This window comes from Variovorax paradoxus (genome assembly GCF_030815975.1).
Classification (GTDB): domain Bacteria; phylum Pseudomonadota; class Gammaproteobacteria; order Burkholderiales; family Burkholderiaceae_C; genus Variovorax; species Variovorax paradoxus_N.
Genome location: NZ_JAUSXL010000002.1, coordinates 3,558,873 through 3,575,639 on the forward strand (window position 1 = coordinate 3,558,873; position 16,767 = coordinate 3,575,639).

Consider the following 16,767-nt stretch of genomic DNA (forward strand, 5'->3'; position numbering starts at 1 on the left):
TTCCCCATGGGACTCGCAAAAGGACAGACATGACATATCGAGTTGCCGATGCGATCGTTGACAGCATGGTCGCGCATGGGGCGGACCGAGCATTCAGCGTCCCCGGTGAAAGTTTCCTGGCGCTCCTCGACGCGCTTCATGCGAGAGAGGACTTCGATCTGGTGACATGCCGCCACGAAGGTTCTGCGGCCTTGGCGGCAATCGCGGACGCCAAGTTGACCGGGCGGGCCGGCATCGTCATGGCGAGCAGGGGCCCCGGGGCCTTCAATGCCGCGATCGGAGTCCACGTTGCAGCAGAAGAAGCGGTTCCGCTGATCCTCCTGATCGGCCAGGTCGAAACGCCGAACCTGGGTCGGGGTGCGGTTCAGGAAATCGACTCTTCAAAAGCTTTCTCCGGCTTGCTGAAGTGGTCGGGGCGCATCGACAAGGCGGCGGGCACCGCTGAAGTGATGGCCCGAGCCTTTGCTGCGGCCGCCTCGGGCACTCCGGGTCCGGTCGCCGTCGAGCTGCCCGAAGACACGTTGACTGAGCTGGTCAACAGGCAGCCCGCACGCGTCCACGGCGTGGCGATCGCGGAAGCGACCCTGGAAGACGTGGCGCGTGTGCACGACCTGCTTTCCAAGGCCAGCCGGCCGATCTTGGTCGTGGGCGGGGAGTGCCGGACCGATGATTTCCGCGATGATCTCCGGGAACTTGTCGATCGGTGGGGCATTCCCATCGCGCTCACCAACAAGAACCAGGACCAGTTCGCCAATACCGACCCGCGCTGGATTGGCCAACTGAGCTTCTTCACCTCGCCCGCCCACACGGCGCTTTTCAGTGAAGCGGACCTGCTCGTGGCGATCGGCAGCCGCATGGGCGATGTGTCGTCTCTAGGATTCGCTTTTCCGCGGCAAGGTGCGAATCCGCAGACGCTCGTTCACGTGTATCCCGATCCGGCCATGATCGGGCGCCACTTCCCGACGGAAGTGCCGATCGTCTCGACGGCACATGGTTTCGTGCGCGCCGCACTGCGCCATGGTGGCTCGGCATCGCCGTCCAGCCAGTGGCTGCAACGCGTGCGCGAGGCTGCCGATCGTGCGCACGGGTGGCAGCCGGAGAACGTGGTGGCGAATGACGTCATGGGCCACACGATCATGGCGCTTGCACGGCTGGCCCGAAGCGATGCGGTCTTGACGACCGATTCAGGAAACTTTGCAGCCTGGGTTCACCGCATCTTCAAGATGACGCCGGCGAATCGGCTGCTCGGCTCGGCTTGCGGAGCCATGGGAACGGGCGTCCCAGCGGGAGTGGCAGCTGGCTTGCGCTATCCAGGCCGGGAAGTTCTCGCCTTCGTTGGCGATGGAGGATTCCTCATGAACGGCAACGAACTCATTACTGCGGTCGACAGGAAGCTGAACCTTCGCGTGGTGGTGTCCAACAACGGGTCATACGGAACGATCCGCACGCACCAACAGCGGCACTTCCCCAATCGCGTCAGCGGCACCGATCTGGCGAATCCCGGCTTCGCGAAGCTTGCCGAGGCATTTGGAGCCCGCGGATTCAGGATCGAGCACTCCAAGGATGCCGTAGGCATCGTCGAGCAAGCCATGAGCGTCAAGGGACCGGTGTTGATTGAAGTCTGCAGCGATCCAGACATCTCGGTTGAACGCTCCCTCAAATGGAATTGAACACCCATCCGGCGTTTTGCAAAGCAAGCCTCCAGGAGAAGAAGATGTCAATGAAGTCGTCGAGTGCGGTCATTGGCCTTTTCATGCTTTTCGCTTTGAGCGAGGTGCAGGCAAGTGATTTTCCGAGCGCCCCCATCCGGCTGGTCGTTCCCTATCCGCCGGGTGGGCCTGTCGATTTCGTGGCGCGTGTCGTCGGCATTCCATTGGGCCAGGAACTCGGCCAGCCGATCGTCATCGAGAACAAGGCGGGAGCCGGCGGCAACATAGCCGCCAACGAGTTGTCTCGCGCCAAGGCCGACGGATACACGTTGTCGCTCGTCTACGAAACGCACGCGACGACCAATCTCTTCTACAAGAACTTCAAGTGGGACGCTTTCAAATCGTTCGACTACATCTCGCTGTTGGGCTATTCCCCTCTCGTGCTGACGACGTCCACGCAGTCTGGCCTGGACACGCTGCCCAAGCTGATCACGGCGTTGAAAGAAAGGCCTGGAGCACTCAACCAAGCCATTACCGGACCCGGGGCGGCCAGCGTCCTCAAGCCTGAGCTGCTTCACCAGGCAATGAGCACCAAGGTGACTTACGTTCCCTTCTCGGGAGTGGCCCCAGCCCTGCAGGCGCTGGTGGGTGGGCAAATTGACATAGCTCTGGTGTCGGTCACGGCGGCCCTGCCGCTGATTCAATCGAAGAAGGTCAATGCGGTGGCGGTTGGAGCGGTGAAGCCACTGGCCGCGCTGCCCGGGGTCCCGGCGATGAGCAGCGCCATCCCCGGTTTCGAATCGACCGCTTGGGTCGGCATCGTGGCACCCAAAGGTTTGTCCAGCGAGGTATTCGGCCGTCTTCAGACCGCAGTGCAGAAGGTGATGATGAGCGACGCCGTCAGGAAACAACTCGAAGCATCGACCTTCGTTGTCCTGGCGACCGACCAGAAGGGCTTCACGGATCGAGCGCGGGCAGACTATCGCGACGCCGAGCATCTGGTTCAGAAGGGTGTCTTGAAGCCTGATGAGTAAGGAGATGCGATCGGCTCGGCGGCCGTCGACAAGCAGCCCGACGATCAGCAGGAGCCTTTGCCCGACTCAGGTTGAAAGCAACGAACTATCGATTAGGAGAAATGATAGATGACCGATTCGATCGACGCCTTCTATTGGATTCATTCGGACTGGGCGTACTTCGGAGGCCCACGCCTGAAGGCCATGGGTGAGCGCCATGGCCTGAAGGTCAACCACCGTCCGGTGGATCTTGCGACTGTCTATGCACGTACGGGCGGCATAAAGCTTCCATACCGCTCGGCGGAACGAAAGAACTACCGCCTTCTGGAGATGAAGCGATTTCGCGAAATTCTCGGCATGCCCATCAACCTTGAGCCAAAGTATTTTTGCGTCACGGGGCATCTGCCGTCATGGTTCGTGATAGCAGCGCAAGAGCTGGGGCATGACGTCGCGGACCTGAGCCAAGCCATCATGCGGGCGATCTGGGTCGAAGACCGCGACGCTGAGGATCCGGCCACGCTGGTGTCGATTGGCGAGGAGATGGGGCTCGAGGGGACGAAGATTCTGAAAGCGGCTCAAGATCCTCGCACTGAATTGACCTACATGAAGTACACGAATGAAGCCATAGAGCGTGGCGTTTTCGGAGCCCCTTTCTACTTTTTCCGCGGCGAAGCCTTCTGGGGCCAGGATCGACTCGACATGCTGGACAAGACCATCTCCAGGGCTCTTGGATCATGAGCGCCATATCGGAGGCCAACCACCCATCGAGTATCTATGACGAATGGGACGCCCTTCTTGCACCGGAGGAAGCAGGTCTCGTCCGAAAGGCGCAGGCCTTCTGTGATTCGGAGTTGATTCCTTTCGCCGAGCATGCCCATCGGACTGGCAACGCACTTCCCAGAGAGCTCGTTCAATCCTGGGCAGCGCTCGGCCTTCAAGGATTGCAGACCCCACGCGAGCTCGGTGGCCAAGGGGCCTCCTACTTGGCAAAGATTCGGGTCGTGCAAGTGTTGGCACGTTCGGCTTTTGCCGCAGCGTTCAGCCTGAACAATTCGCACAGCATGGTCCACATGATCGCGACCCAGGCTTCGGCGGAGTTGAGAGAACGATATCTGGGTGATCTGCTCTCCGGGAAGCTGGTCGCCTGTATTGCACTTACCGAGCGCGGCGGCGGCAGTGACCTGGCCGCGATGAAAACTACCGCAAAGAAGGTCTCGGGCGGCTGGATCCTCAACGGCGAAAAGGCCTGGATCACCAATGCGACGATTTCCGATCTTGCCGTGGTTGGCGCGCAGACCGCAGCCGGGACGAAGGGCATCGGACGATTCCTGGTGCCCTTGCAGGGGCGAGGAGCGGAGAGACTGGGCGCCCACCCGTTGGACGCGGGCTCAGCGAGTGGTGTCGGCGCTCTGAGGTTCAGTGACACCTTTGTTCCGGAGGACCATCTTCTGGAGCGACCGGGGGAGGGATTCAAGCGTTCGATGTCGGCTATCAACGGGGCGAGGGTGCATGTTGCCGCCATGGCGACGGCCTGTCTTGAGCGTGCATTGGAAGTGGCGGTGAGCTATGGGCAGCGCAGGGCCGTGTTTGGCGAACCTCTCCTCGAGCATCAAGGATTGCGCTGGCAACTCGCCGAAGTGGCGAACGAACTGGAGGCGGCGAATGCGCTCGTTCTGCGCGCAGCACGACTGATCAACGCTGGCGAGAGCGCTGAGCTCCCAGCCGCGCACGCAAAGAAGTTTGCGACCTCCAGGGTGGTCTCGGGCATCGAGCGCTGCATGCAAAGCATGGGGGCAAATGCGCTGTCGCGCGAGCATGGACTGCACCGGCAACTGGCAGAGATCAAGATGGCGAGCTATGCGGATGGAACGACCGAAATCCTGAATGAACGGATCGGCAGCCATCTGGTTCGGCGATATCCGTGAAAAGGAACCTGCGATGGACTTGAGTCAGTCATTCGAGGGGATTCGCGTCTGTGATCTCAGCCAGGGAATCGCGGGACCGCACGCGACAATGTTGCTGGCTCAGTATGGAGCGGAGGTCGTCAAGGTGGAACCCCCCGTGGGCGACTGGGGGCGACTGCTGGGCCCTCAATGCGAGGACCACTGCGCGCATTCGTGGCACTACAACCTTGGAAAGAAGTCAATTGCGCTGAACTTGAAAGCTGCGGCTGGCCAGGAAATCCTGACGAAGATCGCGAGCCAGTGCGACATCTTTATCGAGAGCTTCAGGCCCGGGGTGATATCGCGCCTGGGCTTCTCCTATGAAGCTGTGAAGGCAATCCGGCCCGACGTGATCTATGTTTCGGTTTCCGGGTTCGGACAGACGGGCCCATACAGCCAGCGCGGGACAGTGGATTCCTTGATCCAGGGTTTCTCGGGAATGATGGTGATGAACCGCACGGCCGAAGGCGTGCCCCAGCGTCAAGGCATGGTCGCCGCCGACGTTGTGACGGGTCTCTATGTGTTCTCCTCTTTGACGGCTGCGCTTGCGTCGCGGCAACAAACCGGCGAAGGCGGATATCTGGACCTCAGCCTCATGCAGGCTGCCGCTGCGTTTCAAGGTGCGAAGATCGCGGAGTTTCATGCCAGCGGAGGCGAACCAAAGTCCTTCTATGGGCCTGTCGGATACCTTCCAACCTGCGACGGAGGTGTTTCTGTCTCCTGCCGGAAGGAAGAACACTATGCTCTGCTCTGCCAGGTGCTTGGGCGTGCGGATCTAACAAGCGACGTGCGCTTCAAGTTCGGCGAGGACCGGGTTCGAAACGAGACCATGCTCATGCAAGTGCTTGCGCAGTTGACGCAGCCTTGGACAACCGCGGCGCTTCTCAAGGCGCTTCAGGACGTGGGAGTGCTTGTCGAGCGAGTGCAGTCCTATGGTGAATGGCTGAACAACGAGCAGGTTCTTGCGATGGGAGCCTATCGCTGGATGAATGCCGGCGCCCTTGGCCAGCTGCCGCTCGTAAGCTTGCCGGGCATAGGTGCGCCGCGACCGAATCGATGCCGATCGCCGGGGATCGGACAAGATTCGATTGCCGTATGCCGGCAATTCGGTGTCGGTGAGTCATTGATCGATCAGGCCACTGAACGGCTTACGGCGATCAATAAGTCTCCGAGAAAGGCGCCTTGAAAGATGACGGATTCGCCATCGGGCTTCATCGACAAGCTGCTCCGAGCGGTGGTTGGCATCGAAATTCCAATCGACCGCTTGATCGGCAAGTTGAAAGCAAGCCAGGATGAAGACCTACAAGGCAGGTTGGGCACGATCACCGGGCTTGCGGCCGAGGGTTCCGAAAGCGCGTTGGCAATGGCAGACCTCGTAAGGCGGGCCCTGGATCGACATACGGACCTTAGGCGAGGCCAATCAGCCTGCTCAAAGCACTTCGCAGTGAAGCCCTCTTTCGAAGAATCGTCCTACGGGGAGGGTGTGGACGTTTCACGCTGATGTCGGCAGAGGCAGGGCCGTTTTGTAGCGCACTTGCTTGAGGGCAAAACTGGAGCGAATCTTCTCGATGCCGGGGATGGATGTGAGTTGCTCGAGGATGAACTTCTCGAGCGCCGCGATGTCGGCCACGGCGACCCGGATCAGGTAGTCGCTGTCGCCGGTCATGAGATAGCACTCCATCACCTCGTCGTGCTCGGCAATACGTCGTTCGAACTCGCCAAGAGCGTCCTTTGATTGAGCCTTCAGGCTGATCGAAATGAACACGTTCAGCTCCAAGCCCGCCGCGTGGGCATTGACCAGGGCCACATAGCGGTCGATCACGCCAGCGGCCTCGAGGGCCTTCACACGTACTAGGCACGGTGACGGCGATAGATGCACACGACGGGAGAGTTCCACATTGGACAGCGAGCCGTCGTGCTGCAGTTCTGCCAGGATGCGAAGGTCGATGTCGTCGAGATTCATGGAATGCTGCCGGTGCTTCAGATGGCCGCAGTTTATGCTGTAAGAGGTGCTTGTGAGAGTTCACGAAAGCAGCATATTTTGGCTTGTGCGGCGTAAAGTGCGTTCATGAATGCTTCCCTTCCAGCCGAGCAAATGCGCGCCCTGAACGATGCCGCGCTGAACCATGACCGCGACCCCGACCCTGCCGAAACCGCCGAATGGCGCGAGGCCTTCCTCGCGCTCGCGCAGGCCCATGGCCCGCAGCGCGCGCGGCAGATGCTTATGGAGCTCGCCCGCCTCGCGCGGCAGCAGCGCATCGGCTGGCAGCCCGAGCTTGCGACGCCCTACGTCAACACTATTGCGGTGGAAGACCAGCCACCGTTCCCGGGCGACCTGGCCATCGAAGAAAAGCTCGCCTCGCTGATGCGGTGGAACGCGCTCGCGATGGTGGCCAAGGCCAACCAGGCGTATGGCGAACTCGGCGGCCACATCGCGAGCTATGCGAGCGCGGCCGATCTGTTCGAAACCGGCTTCAATCACTTCTTCCATTCGCGCAGTGACACCCATCGAGGCGACCTGGTGTTCTTCCAGCCGCACAGCGCGCCCGGCGTTTATGCGCGTGCCTACCTCGAGGGCCGCCTCAGCGAAGAAGACCTGAAGCACTATCGCCAGGAGCTGACTGCGCCCGCCTTCACGCAGGGCACCGGCGCGCGCGGACTCAGCAGCTATCCGCATCCCTACCTGATGCCGGACTTCTGGCAGTTTCCGACCGGCTCGATGGGCATCGGCCCCATCAGCTCGATCTATCACGCGCGCTTCATGCGCTATCTCACGCACCGCAACCTGCTCGACTGCGAAGGCCGAAAAGTGTGGGGTGTGTTCGGCGACGGCGAAATGGACGAGCCTGAATCGATGAGCGCCCTGACGCTGGCCGCGCGCGAGAAGCTCGACAACCTCGTGTGGGTCGTCAACTGCAACCTGCAGCGCCTGGACGGCCCGGTGCGCGGCAACGGCCGCATCATCGACGAGCTCGAGAAGCTCTTTGCCGGTGCGGGTTGGAACGTCGTCAAGCTGGTCTGGGGCAGCGACTGGGACGGCCTGTTCGCGCAGGACGCGAGCGGTGCGCTGGCGCGCGTGTTCGCCAACACCGTCGACGGCCAGATGCAGACCTTCGCGGCCAAGGACGGCCGCTTCAATCGCGACAACTTTTTTGGCCAGAACCCCGAACTCGCGCGCCTGGCCGAAGGCATGACCGACGAGCAGATCGACCGCCTGAAGCGCGGCGGCCATGACCTCGTGAAAATTCACGCAGCCTACGCAGCCGCTGCTGCGCACAAGGGCCAGCCCACCGTGATCCTGGCTCACACCAAGAAGGGCTACGGCATGGGCAGCGCCGCGCAGGGCAAGATGACCACGCACTCGCACAAGAAGATGGGCGATGTCGATCTGCTCGAATTCCGCGACCGCTTCAGCCTGCCGCTCACCGACGCGCAGGCCATTGCGATGGACTTCTACCGCCCGCCCGAAGACAGCGCCGAGATGCGCTACCTGCGCCAGCACCGCGAAGCACTCGGCGGTGCCATGCCCCGCCGCGAGACCGCCTGCGAGGTGGTGCCCAAGCCCGACATCGCGAGCTACGCGCAGTTCGCGACAGCGGCCGCCGGCAAGGAAATGAGCACCACCATGGCCTTCGTGCGCATGCTCGGCAACCTGCTGAAGGACAAGGCCCTGGGCCCGCGCATCGTGCCCATCGTGGCCGACGAGGCGCGCACCTTCGGCATGGCCAACCTGTTCAAGCAGGTCGGCATCTATTCGAGCGTGGGTCAGCGCTATGCGCCCGAAGACATCGGCTCGGTGCTGAGCTATCGCGAAGCCACCGACGGCCAGATCCTCGAAGAGGGCATCAGCGAAGCCGGCGCCATCGCGAGCTGGACGGCAGCCGCCACCAGCTACAGCGTGCACGGCCTGGCGATGCTGCCCTTCTACATCTACTACTCGATGTTCGGCTTCCAGCGCGTGGGCGATGCGATCTGGGCCGCCGCCGACCAGCGCGCGCGCGGCTTTTTGCTGGGCGCCACCTCGGGCCGCACCACGCTCGGCGGCGAAGGCCTGCAGCACCAGGACGGCAGCAGCCACCTCGTGGCCGCCACCATTCCCAACTGCAAGGCCTACGACCCCGCCTTTGCGGGCGAGATGGCGGTGATCGTCGATGCGGGCATCCGAGAAATGATGGTCGAGCAGAAGGACGTGTTCTATTACGTCACGCTCATGAACGAGAACTACGCGCAGCCCGATGTGCCGCAAGGCGCGGAGGCGGACATCCTGCGCGGCTGCTATCGCTTTGGCGTGTACGCGCCGGCTTCAGGCAAAGCGAAAAAGAAGAAGGTCACGCTCATGGGTTCGGGCGCGATCCTCACCGAGGTCGTCAAGGCCGCGCAGTTGCTGGCCGGCGAAGGCATCGAGGCCGAGGTGTTCAGCGTCACGAGCTGGAGCGAACTCGCGCGCGACGGGCAGGCCTGCGAGCAGCGCGCGATCGCGGGCGAGAAGAAAGAAGCCGGCGTGCCGTTCATCGCGCAGCAGCTCGGCGCCGGCACGGGACCGATCATCGCCGCCACCGACTACGTGCGCGCCGTGCCCGAGAGCGTGCGCGCCTTCCTGCCCGAAGGCCGCCGCTACCTCACGCTGGGCACCGACGGGTTCGGGCGCAGCGACACGCGCGCCGCGCTGCGGAAGTTTTTCGGGGTGGATGCGGCGAGCATCGCCAAGGCGGCAAGGATGGCGCTGCAGTAGCGCTCCCCTGGCGAACCCCCACACCTATGATGCGGGTCAACGTGCAGCCGATAGAGCCATTGTCCTCATGGACGCAGTAGGAGACAGGCATTATGGAGACATTCGACAAACAGCTGCGCTACTTCATCAAGATTGCTGAAGTCAAGTCGTTGTCTCGCGCGGCCGATGACCTCAATTGCACTCAACCGGCGCTCAGTCGCCAGCTGGCGTCGCTGGAGGCGCATCTCGGTTGCTCTCTGTTCGTGAGAACGGGCCGGGGAATGGATCTCACAGACTACGGGAAGCGGCTTCTGGAGGAAGTGCGCCCGTCGTTTGCAACCATTGATGCCTCGATCGGCATGCTGCAAGATCGCAATGAAGTGCACGGTGCGTTAAAGGTGGCCAGTGTGCACACGCTGAGCTACTACTTCGTCGGCGAATTGGCGAAGAAGTTCACTGGTCGATACCCTGGCATCAACCTGTCGGTGATGGGGCGGAGTTCACCCGAAGTGGTGGAGCTTGTCGAGAGCGGAAAAGCCGACCTTGGCTTCGTCTACGATGCAGCGGTCGCGTCCGAGAAGATCGTATCGACACCGCTTTTCGATGACGAGATGTGTCTTGTAGTCGGCCCGGGCTGCCATGTAAAAGATGGCGTGGATCTGATACGGAGCATGCCGAAGCTAGTCGGTTTTCCTTCGCACTACGCGTTGCGGAAGATGGTGCACAGCAGCGGGCTGAATCCACATTTCGTGGCGGAGGCCGAAACGGTGGATGCCATGCTGGAGATGGTGGCATCTGGTGTCGGCAGCTGCATACTTCCGCAGCGCATCCCGGACCGAATTCTGGGGCAGTACCAACTGCGCAAAGTACTCATCGGCAGCCCGAGGATGTCGCGCAGGGTCGTTGCGATTGTGCGCGCGGACCGCCAGGAACTGGCCGTGATGCAGAAGCTTCTGTTGACAGCCATTGAAGTTGCGGGCGCTGCAGGCTTGTCCGCCCATGATGTGCTTCGTTTGACTCGCTGAGTGCGGCTGCCGCTGGTGCGTTAGCACTGCAGCATCGCTTTCTTGACCCCGTGTTCTTACGGGGTGGCGCCATTCCCCGCTTCGTTGCGCATTCCGACGTCGTGGGAATGGCTTGCTGGATGACTGCGGCTTATAGCTGATATGGCATCCACGTCATGGACCTTTAGCTGAGCGGGATCGACACTCTCCGTCAGATGGCATTGCGGTCCGGCAAATGCCATCGGTTCCAATCCGATGGAGACATCTCAAATGAAGCATCCCCTCGAGTCGCTGGTACTCTCAGCGATCGTCATCGCAATCTCCGGTTGCGCTATGACCGACGCGTCCACGAGGCCGTCTCCAGTTGCCGTGTTTGGCGCCGACGTCCAGAATTGGTCCAATGCCTGGATCGAAGTGGATTCGGACAAGTTCGAGAAGAATATTGAGCAACTGAGAGCGCATGTGGGATCCGGACCTCAGATCTGCGCGACGATGAAGGGGGATGCCTATCGGCATGGCCTCGACTTGCTAATGCCTTCGGTCATCAGCATGGGCATCACCTGTGTGGGTGTCGCCAGTAACGAAGAAGGTTTGCTGGTCCGGCGGAGTGGCTTCAAGGGCCGGCTGCTGCGCCTGCGTGCAGCATCACTTCCGGAAATGGTCAAGGGTTTCGACTTTGGCTTCGAGGAACTGATAGGCAACGTCGACGCGGCGCGCGCTTTGGCTCAGGAAGCAGGGCGCCGCAATGTGACAGTCCGCATTCACCTGGCGATCAACTCGGGACAAATGGATCGCAATGGTGTCGAGATGCGCAATGAGCGAAGTCGTCAGCAAGCGGTGGACATCCTGAAGCTGCCTGGTCTACAGCCGGTGGGCATCATGACCCACTTTGCGCTCGAAGATCGGGAGAAGGTGAGGGAGCAGTCGCGCGAGTTCGGACAGGATGCCGAATGGCTGATCCGTACCGCTGGATTGAAACGGCAGGACATTACGCTGCATGCCGCCAACTCCTATGCAACCATGGAGGTGCCGGAGAGCCATTTCGACATGATCCGCCCAGGCCGGGTGCTCTACGGCTACTCCAGCTACCCGCAGTTCGCCAAGCTTTTGTCTTTCAAGTCGCGGGTGGCCGTGGTCAACGAATACATGGCCAACACCGGTGTGACGTACAACCACACATACGTCCTGCGGCGTGACTCGCGGCTGGCCAACATCCCCGTCGGTTATGCGGACAGTCATCGGAAGGTCTACTCCGGCGGAGACGTGCTGATCCGTGGACATCGGGTCCCCATCGTCGGCGCCATCACGATGAACACGCTGATGGCCGACGTGACTGATTTTCCCGACATCCAAGCCAATGATGAAGTCGTCCTCTATGGATCGCAGGGGGGGCAGGCCATACAAGGCGACGAGCTCCAGAAGTACATCAAAGAGTCAATGGTCGAGATGACGACCCGCTGGAGCGTCAATCCAAGAACGCAGGTTTCAAAGCGCTCCGCTCAGCGCTGAACGAACTACGCTCGACGCGGATTCTGCCGGTGATTGGTCGAACCAGGCCGAGCGATGGCTTCTTGGGCCTACCACATCGCCGGTAGACATCAAATGAACTTCGCACAGAGCTATTTCTGGGCTTCGAGGCCTGACCGAGCCACGGCATGTCTGGCTTGATCATTCGACGGCTCCGCTACTAGCAACCATTTGGGCCACGGCCGCGAGACGTCCAGAAACGGGGGTTGGCCTACAGACCGGCCCTGTCAGCGGCGCTCCTTCCTATGCCCTTGGCGAGGGCTTATAGCTGCTATGCCGCGCAATGCATGGCATCGGTTGAGTTCAGCCAGGATACTTTGTGTCATCTGACGGCAGCGCTTTATGTCCCGAGGATCGTAAATCCGGAGAAACCACCCATGACTGAGAACCTGCGCCCCAAGAACTACTTCGACGACCGAGCGACTCGGGAGATGGCGAAGCACCTGAGCACGCCGAGCCGGGATATGAAGGAGACGCTCGCGTACGCCTGTCGAATCCTGGCCATGACAGGACAAGAAGCCGGTCTGGCAGGCCAGATCAGCGCGCGTTCGGAGCGCGAGGGTGCGTACTGGACTCTGCGATTCGGCCTGGGTTTTGATGAAGCAACGCCGGATGACTTCATCGAGGTCGATGGGGACCTGAATACCTTGACCGGAACTGGAATGCCCAATCCTGCCACCCGCTTCCATCTATGGGTCTACCGTGCACGACCCGATGTGCAGTCGATCATCCACACCCATTCACCGTGGGCATCTGCACTGGCAGCAGCCCGGCAGCCGCTGGTCATTGCACAGATGGACATGACCCCTTTGCATGAAGACTGTGCATTTCTGCCCGACTGGCCCGGCGTCCCGATCGCTGATGACGAAGGCGTCATGATCTCCGGCGCCCTCGGCAGCAAGCGCGCGATCATCCTGGCCCACCACGGCTACCTGACTGCCGGAAAGACCATTCAGGAGGCCACGTACCTATCTGTCTACCTTGAGCGCGCGGCTCGTATGCAGATCCGCGCCCAAGCAGCGTTCGGTGCATTGACGCCGGTGGACGATTCTCTGGCGCGAGAAGCCCACGACTACCTGCTCAAGCCCTCCATCGTCAACAGCACCTTCGACTATTGGTGCAGGCAAACGCACGGAGCGCCGAGATCGCTTTTGAGCCGTTCCGACCATGCAGCGGAGGCGGATTCTCCGCGGAACACCGCATCCCTTCGGGTCGACTGATGCGTTAGGCCGCCGCGGTACCTCACGCTTCAGTTGAAGTGATGCAACCCTCTTCCAGCAGCTATCAGATCGACAGCAGAACGCCACGAGAGCTGATTCGCAAGCGGTTCATCGACCACTATTCTCGATGAACTTCGATTGGGCCCTATTCGTGCGGACCACCCTGAGAGAGGAGACAAATAAACAAGTCCTAGGTGCCGCGCTTTTCCCTAGATGTACTCGAGTACCTCCCGGTCCTCGCTTACCCACAATCAACAAGGAGACATTCATGAAAATCGTACACATCGCCGCGACCGCCGTCCTGAGCCTGTGCCTCGCTGGCATCGCCCAAGCCGGCCAGACATTTGAAGCAGTCAAAAAGCGCGGATTCGTGCAATGCGGCGTATCCACCAACTTGCCTGGCTTCGCCTTCACTGACGGCAAGGGTGAGTGGCAGGGCATCGACGTAGACACATGCCGCGCGATCGCTGCAGCCATGTTCGGCGACGCGAAGAAGTTCAAGGTCGTACCCCTGACCACCCAAGCCCGCTTTACCGCATTGCAATCCGGCGAAGTGGATGTTCTGACGCGCAACACGACACAAACGATGTCCCGCGATACCACCTTGGGCCTCATCGGCGTCGGAGTGAATTTCTACGACAGCCAAGGCATCATGGTCACCAAGGACGCCAATGTCACCAGCGCCAAGAACCTCGCGGGGGCGACCATCTGCGTGCTTCCCGGAACGACAACCGAGCTGAACCTCACCGACTGGTTCCGTGGCCTCAAGATGTCCTTCAAACCGGTGTTGCTCGACACGGTGGACGAGATCAAACGCGCGTTTGCCTCGGGCCGCTGCGATGGCATCACGATGGACAAGTCGCAGTTGGCGCTCGCCCGCATCAACTATGGCAACGCGGACAAGTATGTGATTCTGCCGGAAGCGCTTTCCAAGGAGCCGCTGGGACCGATGGTGCGCCAAGGTGACGAGGCCTGGTTCAACGTGGTCCGATGGTCGCTCAACGCGTTGCTCGAGGCCGAGGAATACAACCTCACCTCCAAAAACGTAGATGAGGTGGTCAAGTCCAACACTGCACCGCACATTCAGCGCATTCTCGGCACCACCCCGGGCATGGGCAAGGGACTGGGCCTGGATGACAAGTGGGCCTACAACATCATCAAGCAGGTCGGCAACTACGGTGAGATATTCGATCGTAGTCTCGGCGCAGCAAGTCCGATGAAACTCGATCGCGGCCTGAATGCGCTCTATAACAAAGGCGGTTTGATGTACGGCTGGCCGATCCGCTGAAGACGCGACGTGTGCCGCCCCTGATTCCACCGTTAAGTGGTGCCGGGGGCGCCCGTCGTCCTCCGATCGAAGCTCCAGCATAAGACTATGACATCCCCCCAACGCGTTCGACTCCGGCTCTCGTGGCAACACCCGGAGTTCAGGGCCATCCTCTATCAAATCATCGTGGTTGGCTTGGTGGCTCTCGCCGCGTGGTATCTCATCTCGAACACGCTGCACAACCTCGCCATGCGCAATATAGCCACTGGCTTCGGTTTCCTCGACCGCGAAGCCGGCTTTGCCATCGGCGAGTCCGTGATCGCCTATTCTCCTTCGGACACCTATCGGCGCGCCATCCTCGTCGGTATCGTCAATACGTTGCGCGTGTCGGTGATCGGCCTTGTGTTTGCCACAATCCTGGGTGTCGTCATCGGCATCGCAAGACTTTCATCGAACTGGCTGGTGTCCCGTCTTGCCTCGTGCTACGTGGAGTTCATCCGCAATGTGCCGTTGCTGCTGCAGCTGCTGATCTGGTACGCCATCGTTGTCGAGCTCCTGCCAGGCACTCGTTCGGCACTACATCCGCTGCCGGGTGTGTACATGTCGAACCGAGGACTGCTCATACCCTCGATCGAGGGCCCTTCTGTTCTCGCAGTTGCGATTGCCTTGGGCCTGGCGCTGCTCGCGAGTGCCTTGATCGCCCGTGGCCAGCGCGTTGCTCAGCGCACGACCGGCAAACAGTATCGATTCTGGCCGTGGTTGGCGGGACTGTGCCTGGCCTTGCCGTTGGCCGGATGGATGCTCACAGGGCAGGAAATGCATGTCGAGGTGCCTCACCGCACGGGCTTCAATTTCGAAGGTGGCTGGGCGCTTTCGCCCGAGCTATTTGCCTTGCTGGTGGGATTGATCACCTATACGGCAGGGTTCATCGCGGAAATCGTTCGCGCGGGCATTCAGGCGGTCGACCGAGGCCAATGGGAGGCAGCACAGTCGCTGAGCTTGCCACGCGGTCGCGTGCTGCGCCTTGTGATACTTCCCCAAGCCCTGCGCGTCATCGTGCCCCCGACCACCAGCCAGTACCTCAATCTGATCAAGAACAGCTCCCTGGCCGTGGCCATCGGCTATCCGGACTTGGTGGCGGTCGTGAACACGACGCTGAACCAGACCGGCCAGGCCATCGAGGGCATCCTGATCATCATGGGTGCCTACATGACCGTCAGTTTGGCTGTGTCTCTTCTCATGAACTGGTACAACAAGCGCATCGCGCTGGTGGAGCGTTGACATGCATAACGCGCATCGAGCGCTCAGTCCCGTTGCTTCAGCCAAACCACCATCGATCCGCGTGACCCTCTGGGAATCGCTGCGCCGGCGGCTGTTCTATTCGCCGTCGAGTGCGCTAGCCACCTTGCTGCTGGTGTGGTTGCTGGTGATGGTTGCCCCTTCCTTGCTGGACTGGCTTCTTGTCAAGGCTAGCTTCCGGGCACCCGACGCGCAATTCTGCCGGGCAGCTGGCGGGGCTTGTTGGGCTTTCATTCGAGAGAAACACCGCATCATCCTGTTCGGCACTTATCCCTACGATGAGCAATGGCGCCCCTTGCTGGCGACGATGCTCCTGATTGCGACCATTGTCTTCACCTGTATCCGGCGCTTCCAGGGCCGTGGATTGCTGATGGTATGGCCCGCTGTATTAGCGGCTGTCGCAATCCTGATGTGGGGAGGCGTGGTGGGGCTGAGCTTTGTCGAGAACGTCCGGTGGGGCGGCCTGCCGCTGACGCTGATCCTCTCGACCTTCGGCATTGCGTTTGCGTTTCCCCTGGGCGTGCTGCTGGCGCTGGGCCGGCGATCACGAATGCCTGCGATCAAGGCCTTGTGCGTGGGCTACATCGAGTTGATTCGTGGTGTTCCCTTGATCAGCCTGCTGTTCATGTCCTCCGTGATGCTGCCGCTGTTCCTGCCCGAGGGTTTCTCCATCGACAAGCTCCTGCGGGCACAGATCGCCATCATCCTCTTCGCTGCAGCCTACATCGCTGAGATCGTGCGGGGTGGGCTCCAGTCAATTCCAAAAGGGCAGTATGAAGGCGCCGAGTCGCTGGGTCTGACGTATTGGCAGCAGATGCGCAAGATCGTTCTGCCGCAAGCGTTGAAGGTGGTCATTCCTCCTCTGGTCAGCACTTTCATTGCCCTGTTCAAGGACACATCACTGGTGGTAATCATCGGGATCTTCGATCTCACCCAGGCCGCCAAGGCCGCACTGGCGGACCCGGCCTGGACCGGCTTTGCCGTTGAAGCCTATCTCTTCATCGGCTTCATCTACTTCTTGTTCTGCTTTTCAATCTCAAGATACAGCCGCTCGCTCGAGCGCGGGTTGGCACGTGGCCACGATGCTACGACCAACCGATAGGCAGACGAGCACATCTTAGTCACACAGCAAAG

Annotated in this window: 14 protein-coding genes; 13 read left to right on the forward strand and 1 reads right to left on the reverse strand. The window is 60.8% G+C overall.

Annotated elements, in window-relative coordinates:
• Positions 1-29 precede the first annotated feature (29 nt).
• From QFZ47_RS20480 to QFZ47_RS20505, 6 genes are all read left to right on the forward strand, one after another.
• Complete coding sequence (locus QFZ47_RS20480; RefSeq protein ID WP_307657367.1) at positions 30-1,670, forward strand: thiamine pyrophosphate-dependent enzyme; 1,641 nt, start codon at positions 30-32, stop codon at positions 1,668-1,670.
• Positions 1,661-2,683, forward strand: coding sequence for a Bug family tripartite tricarboxylate transporter substrate binding protein (locus QFZ47_RS20485; protein ID WP_307657368.1), 1,023 nt, complete (start codon positions 1,661-1,663; stop codon positions 2,681-2,683). The genes QFZ47_RS20480 and QFZ47_RS20485 overlap by 10 nt, the downstream gene beginning before the upstream one ends.
• 108 nt (positions 2,684-2,791) lie before the next feature.
• Positions 2,792-3,400 (forward strand): 2-hydroxychromene-2-carboxylate isomerase, encoded by a 609-nt coding sequence (locus QFZ47_RS20490; protein ID WP_307657369.1) that lies wholly within the window; start codon positions 2,792-2,794, stop codon positions 3,398-3,400.
• Positions 3,397-4,587, forward strand: coding sequence for an acyl-CoA dehydrogenase family protein (locus QFZ47_RS20495; RefSeq protein ID WP_307657370.1), 1,191 nt, complete (start codon positions 3,397-3,399; stop codon positions 4,585-4,587). The genes QFZ47_RS20490 and QFZ47_RS20495 overlap by 4 nt, the downstream gene beginning before the upstream one ends.
• Positions 4,547-5,791 (forward strand): CaiB/BaiF CoA transferase family protein, encoded by a 1,245-nt coding sequence (locus QFZ47_RS20500; RefSeq protein ID WP_307657371.1) that lies wholly within the window; start codon positions 4,547-4,549, stop codon positions 5,789-5,791. The genes QFZ47_RS20495 and QFZ47_RS20500 overlap by 41 nt, the downstream gene beginning before the upstream one ends.
• A gap of 3 nt (positions 5,792-5,794) precedes the next feature.
• The gene (locus tag QFZ47_RS20505) at positions 5,795-6,106 is read left to right on the forward strand and encodes a hypothetical protein (protein WP_307657372.1); all 312 of its coding nucleotides are present in this window, start codon (positions 5,795-5,797) and stop codon (positions 6,104-6,106) included.
• On the opposite strand, the gene QFZ47_RS20510 is transcribed toward QFZ47_RS20505, so the two are convergent.
• Positions 6,098-6,568 (reverse strand): Lrp/AsnC family transcriptional regulator, encoded by a 471-nt coding sequence (locus QFZ47_RS20510; RefSeq protein WP_307657373.1) that lies wholly within the window; start codon positions 6,566-6,568, stop codon positions 6,098-6,100. The genes QFZ47_RS20505 and QFZ47_RS20510 overlap by 9 nt on opposite strands.
• A 105-nt stretch (positions 6,569-6,673) precedes the next feature.
• Here QFZ47_RS20510 and mdeB point away from each other — a divergent pair, with 105 nt between their 5' ends.
• The 7 genes from mdeB to QFZ47_RS20545 all read left to right on the forward strand — a co-directional run bounded on the left by mdeB (position 6,674) and on the right by QFZ47_RS20545 (position 16,735).
• Positions 6,674-9,337, forward strand: a complete 2,664-nt coding sequence (gene mdeB, locus QFZ47_RS20515; protein WP_307657374.1) for an alpha-ketoglutarate dehydrogenase — start codon at positions 6,674-6,676, stop codon at positions 9,335-9,337.
• A 92-nt stretch (positions 9,338-9,429) separates the two neighbouring features.
• Positions 9,430-10,341 carry a LysR family transcriptional regulator gene (locus tag QFZ47_RS20520; RefSeq protein WP_307657375.1) on the forward strand — a complete coding sequence of 304 codons (912 nt, stop codon included), beginning with the start codon at positions 9,430-9,432 and terminating at the stop codon, positions 10,339-10,341.
• 249 nt (positions 10,342-10,590) lie between these two features.
• The gene (alr, locus tag QFZ47_RS20525; RefSeq protein WP_307657376.1) at positions 10,591-11,829 is read left to right on the forward strand and encodes an alanine racemase; all 1,239 of its coding nucleotides are present in this window, start codon (positions 10,591-10,593) and stop codon (positions 11,827-11,829) included.
• Positions 11,830-12,224: 395 nt separating this feature from the next.
• Positions 12,225-13,067, forward strand: a complete 843-nt coding sequence (locus QFZ47_RS20530; RefSeq protein WP_307657377.1) for an aldolase — start codon at positions 12,225-12,227, stop codon at positions 13,065-13,067.
• Positions 13,068-13,335: 268 nt separating this feature from the next.
• A complete protein-coding gene (locus tag QFZ47_RS20535; protein WP_307657378.1) occupies positions 13,336-14,355 on the forward strand; it encodes an amino acid ABC transporter substrate-binding protein in 1,020 nt (339 codons plus the stop codon).
• Between the two features lie 87 nt (positions 14,356-14,442).
• Positions 14,443-15,615 carry an amino acid ABC transporter permease gene (locus QFZ47_RS20540; protein WP_307657379.1) on the forward strand — a complete coding sequence of 391 codons (1,173 nt, stop codon included), beginning with the start codon at positions 14,443-14,445 and terminating at the stop codon, positions 15,613-15,615.
• A gap of 1 nt (position 15,616) precedes the next feature.
• Complete coding sequence (locus QFZ47_RS20545; protein ID WP_307657380.1) at positions 15,617-16,735, forward strand: amino acid ABC transporter permease; 1,119 nt, start codon at positions 15,617-15,619, stop codon at positions 16,733-16,735.
• The last annotated feature ends 32 nt before the right edge of the window (positions 16,736-16,767 follow it).

Excerpts from the sequence above, each read along its gene's own strand:
- QFZ47_RS20480 (WP_307657367.1), top strand. The coding sequence starts at position 30 with ATGACATATCGAGTTGCCGATGCGATCGTTGACAGCATGGTCGCGCAT.
- QFZ47_RS20485 (WP_307657368.1), top strand. The coding sequence starts at position 1,661 with ATGGAATTGAACACCCATCCGGCGTTTTGCAAAGCAAGCCTCCAGGAG.
- QFZ47_RS20490 (WP_307657369.1), top strand. The coding sequence starts at position 2,792 with ATGACCGATTCGATCGACGCCTTCTATTGGATTCATTCGGACTGGGCG.
- QFZ47_RS20495 (WP_307657370.1), top strand. The coding sequence starts at position 3,397 with ATGAGCGCCATATCGGAGGCCAACCACCCATCGAGTATCTATGACGAA.
- QFZ47_RS20500 (WP_307657371.1), top strand. The coding sequence starts at position 4,547 with ATGAACGGATCGGCAGCCATCTGGTTCGGCGATATCCGTGAAAAGGAA.
- QFZ47_RS20505 (WP_307657372.1), top strand. The coding sequence starts at position 5,795 with ATGACGGATTCGCCATCGGGCTTCATCGACAAGCTGCTCCGAGCGGTG.
- QFZ47_RS20510 (WP_307657373.1), bottom strand. The coding sequence starts at position 6,568 with ATGAATCTCGACGACATCGACCTTCGCATCCTGGCAGAACTGCAGCAC.
- mdeB (WP_307657374.1), top strand. The coding sequence starts at position 6,674 with ATGAATGCTTCCCTTCCAGCCGAGCAAATGCGCGCCCTGAACGATGCC.
- QFZ47_RS20520 (WP_307657375.1), top strand. The coding sequence starts at position 9,430 with ATGGAGACATTCGACAAACAGCTGCGCTACTTCATCAAGATTGCTGAA.
- alr (WP_307657376.1), top strand. The coding sequence starts at position 10,591 with ATGAAGCATCCCCTCGAGTCGCTGGTACTCTCAGCGATCGTCATCGCA.
- QFZ47_RS20530 (WP_307657377.1), top strand. The coding sequence starts at position 12,225 with ATGACTGAGAACCTGCGCCCCAAGAACTACTTCGACGACCGAGCGACT.
- QFZ47_RS20535 (WP_307657378.1), top strand. The coding sequence starts at position 13,336 with ATGAAAATCGTACACATCGCCGCGACCGCCGTCCTGAGCCTGTGCCTC.
- QFZ47_RS20540 (WP_307657379.1), top strand. The coding sequence starts at position 14,443 with ATGACATCCCCCCAACGCGTTCGACTCCGGCTCTCGTGGCAACACCCG.
- QFZ47_RS20545 (WP_307657380.1), top strand. The coding sequence starts at position 15,617 with ATGCATAACGCGCATCGAGCGCTCAGTCCCGTTGCTTCAGCCAAACCA.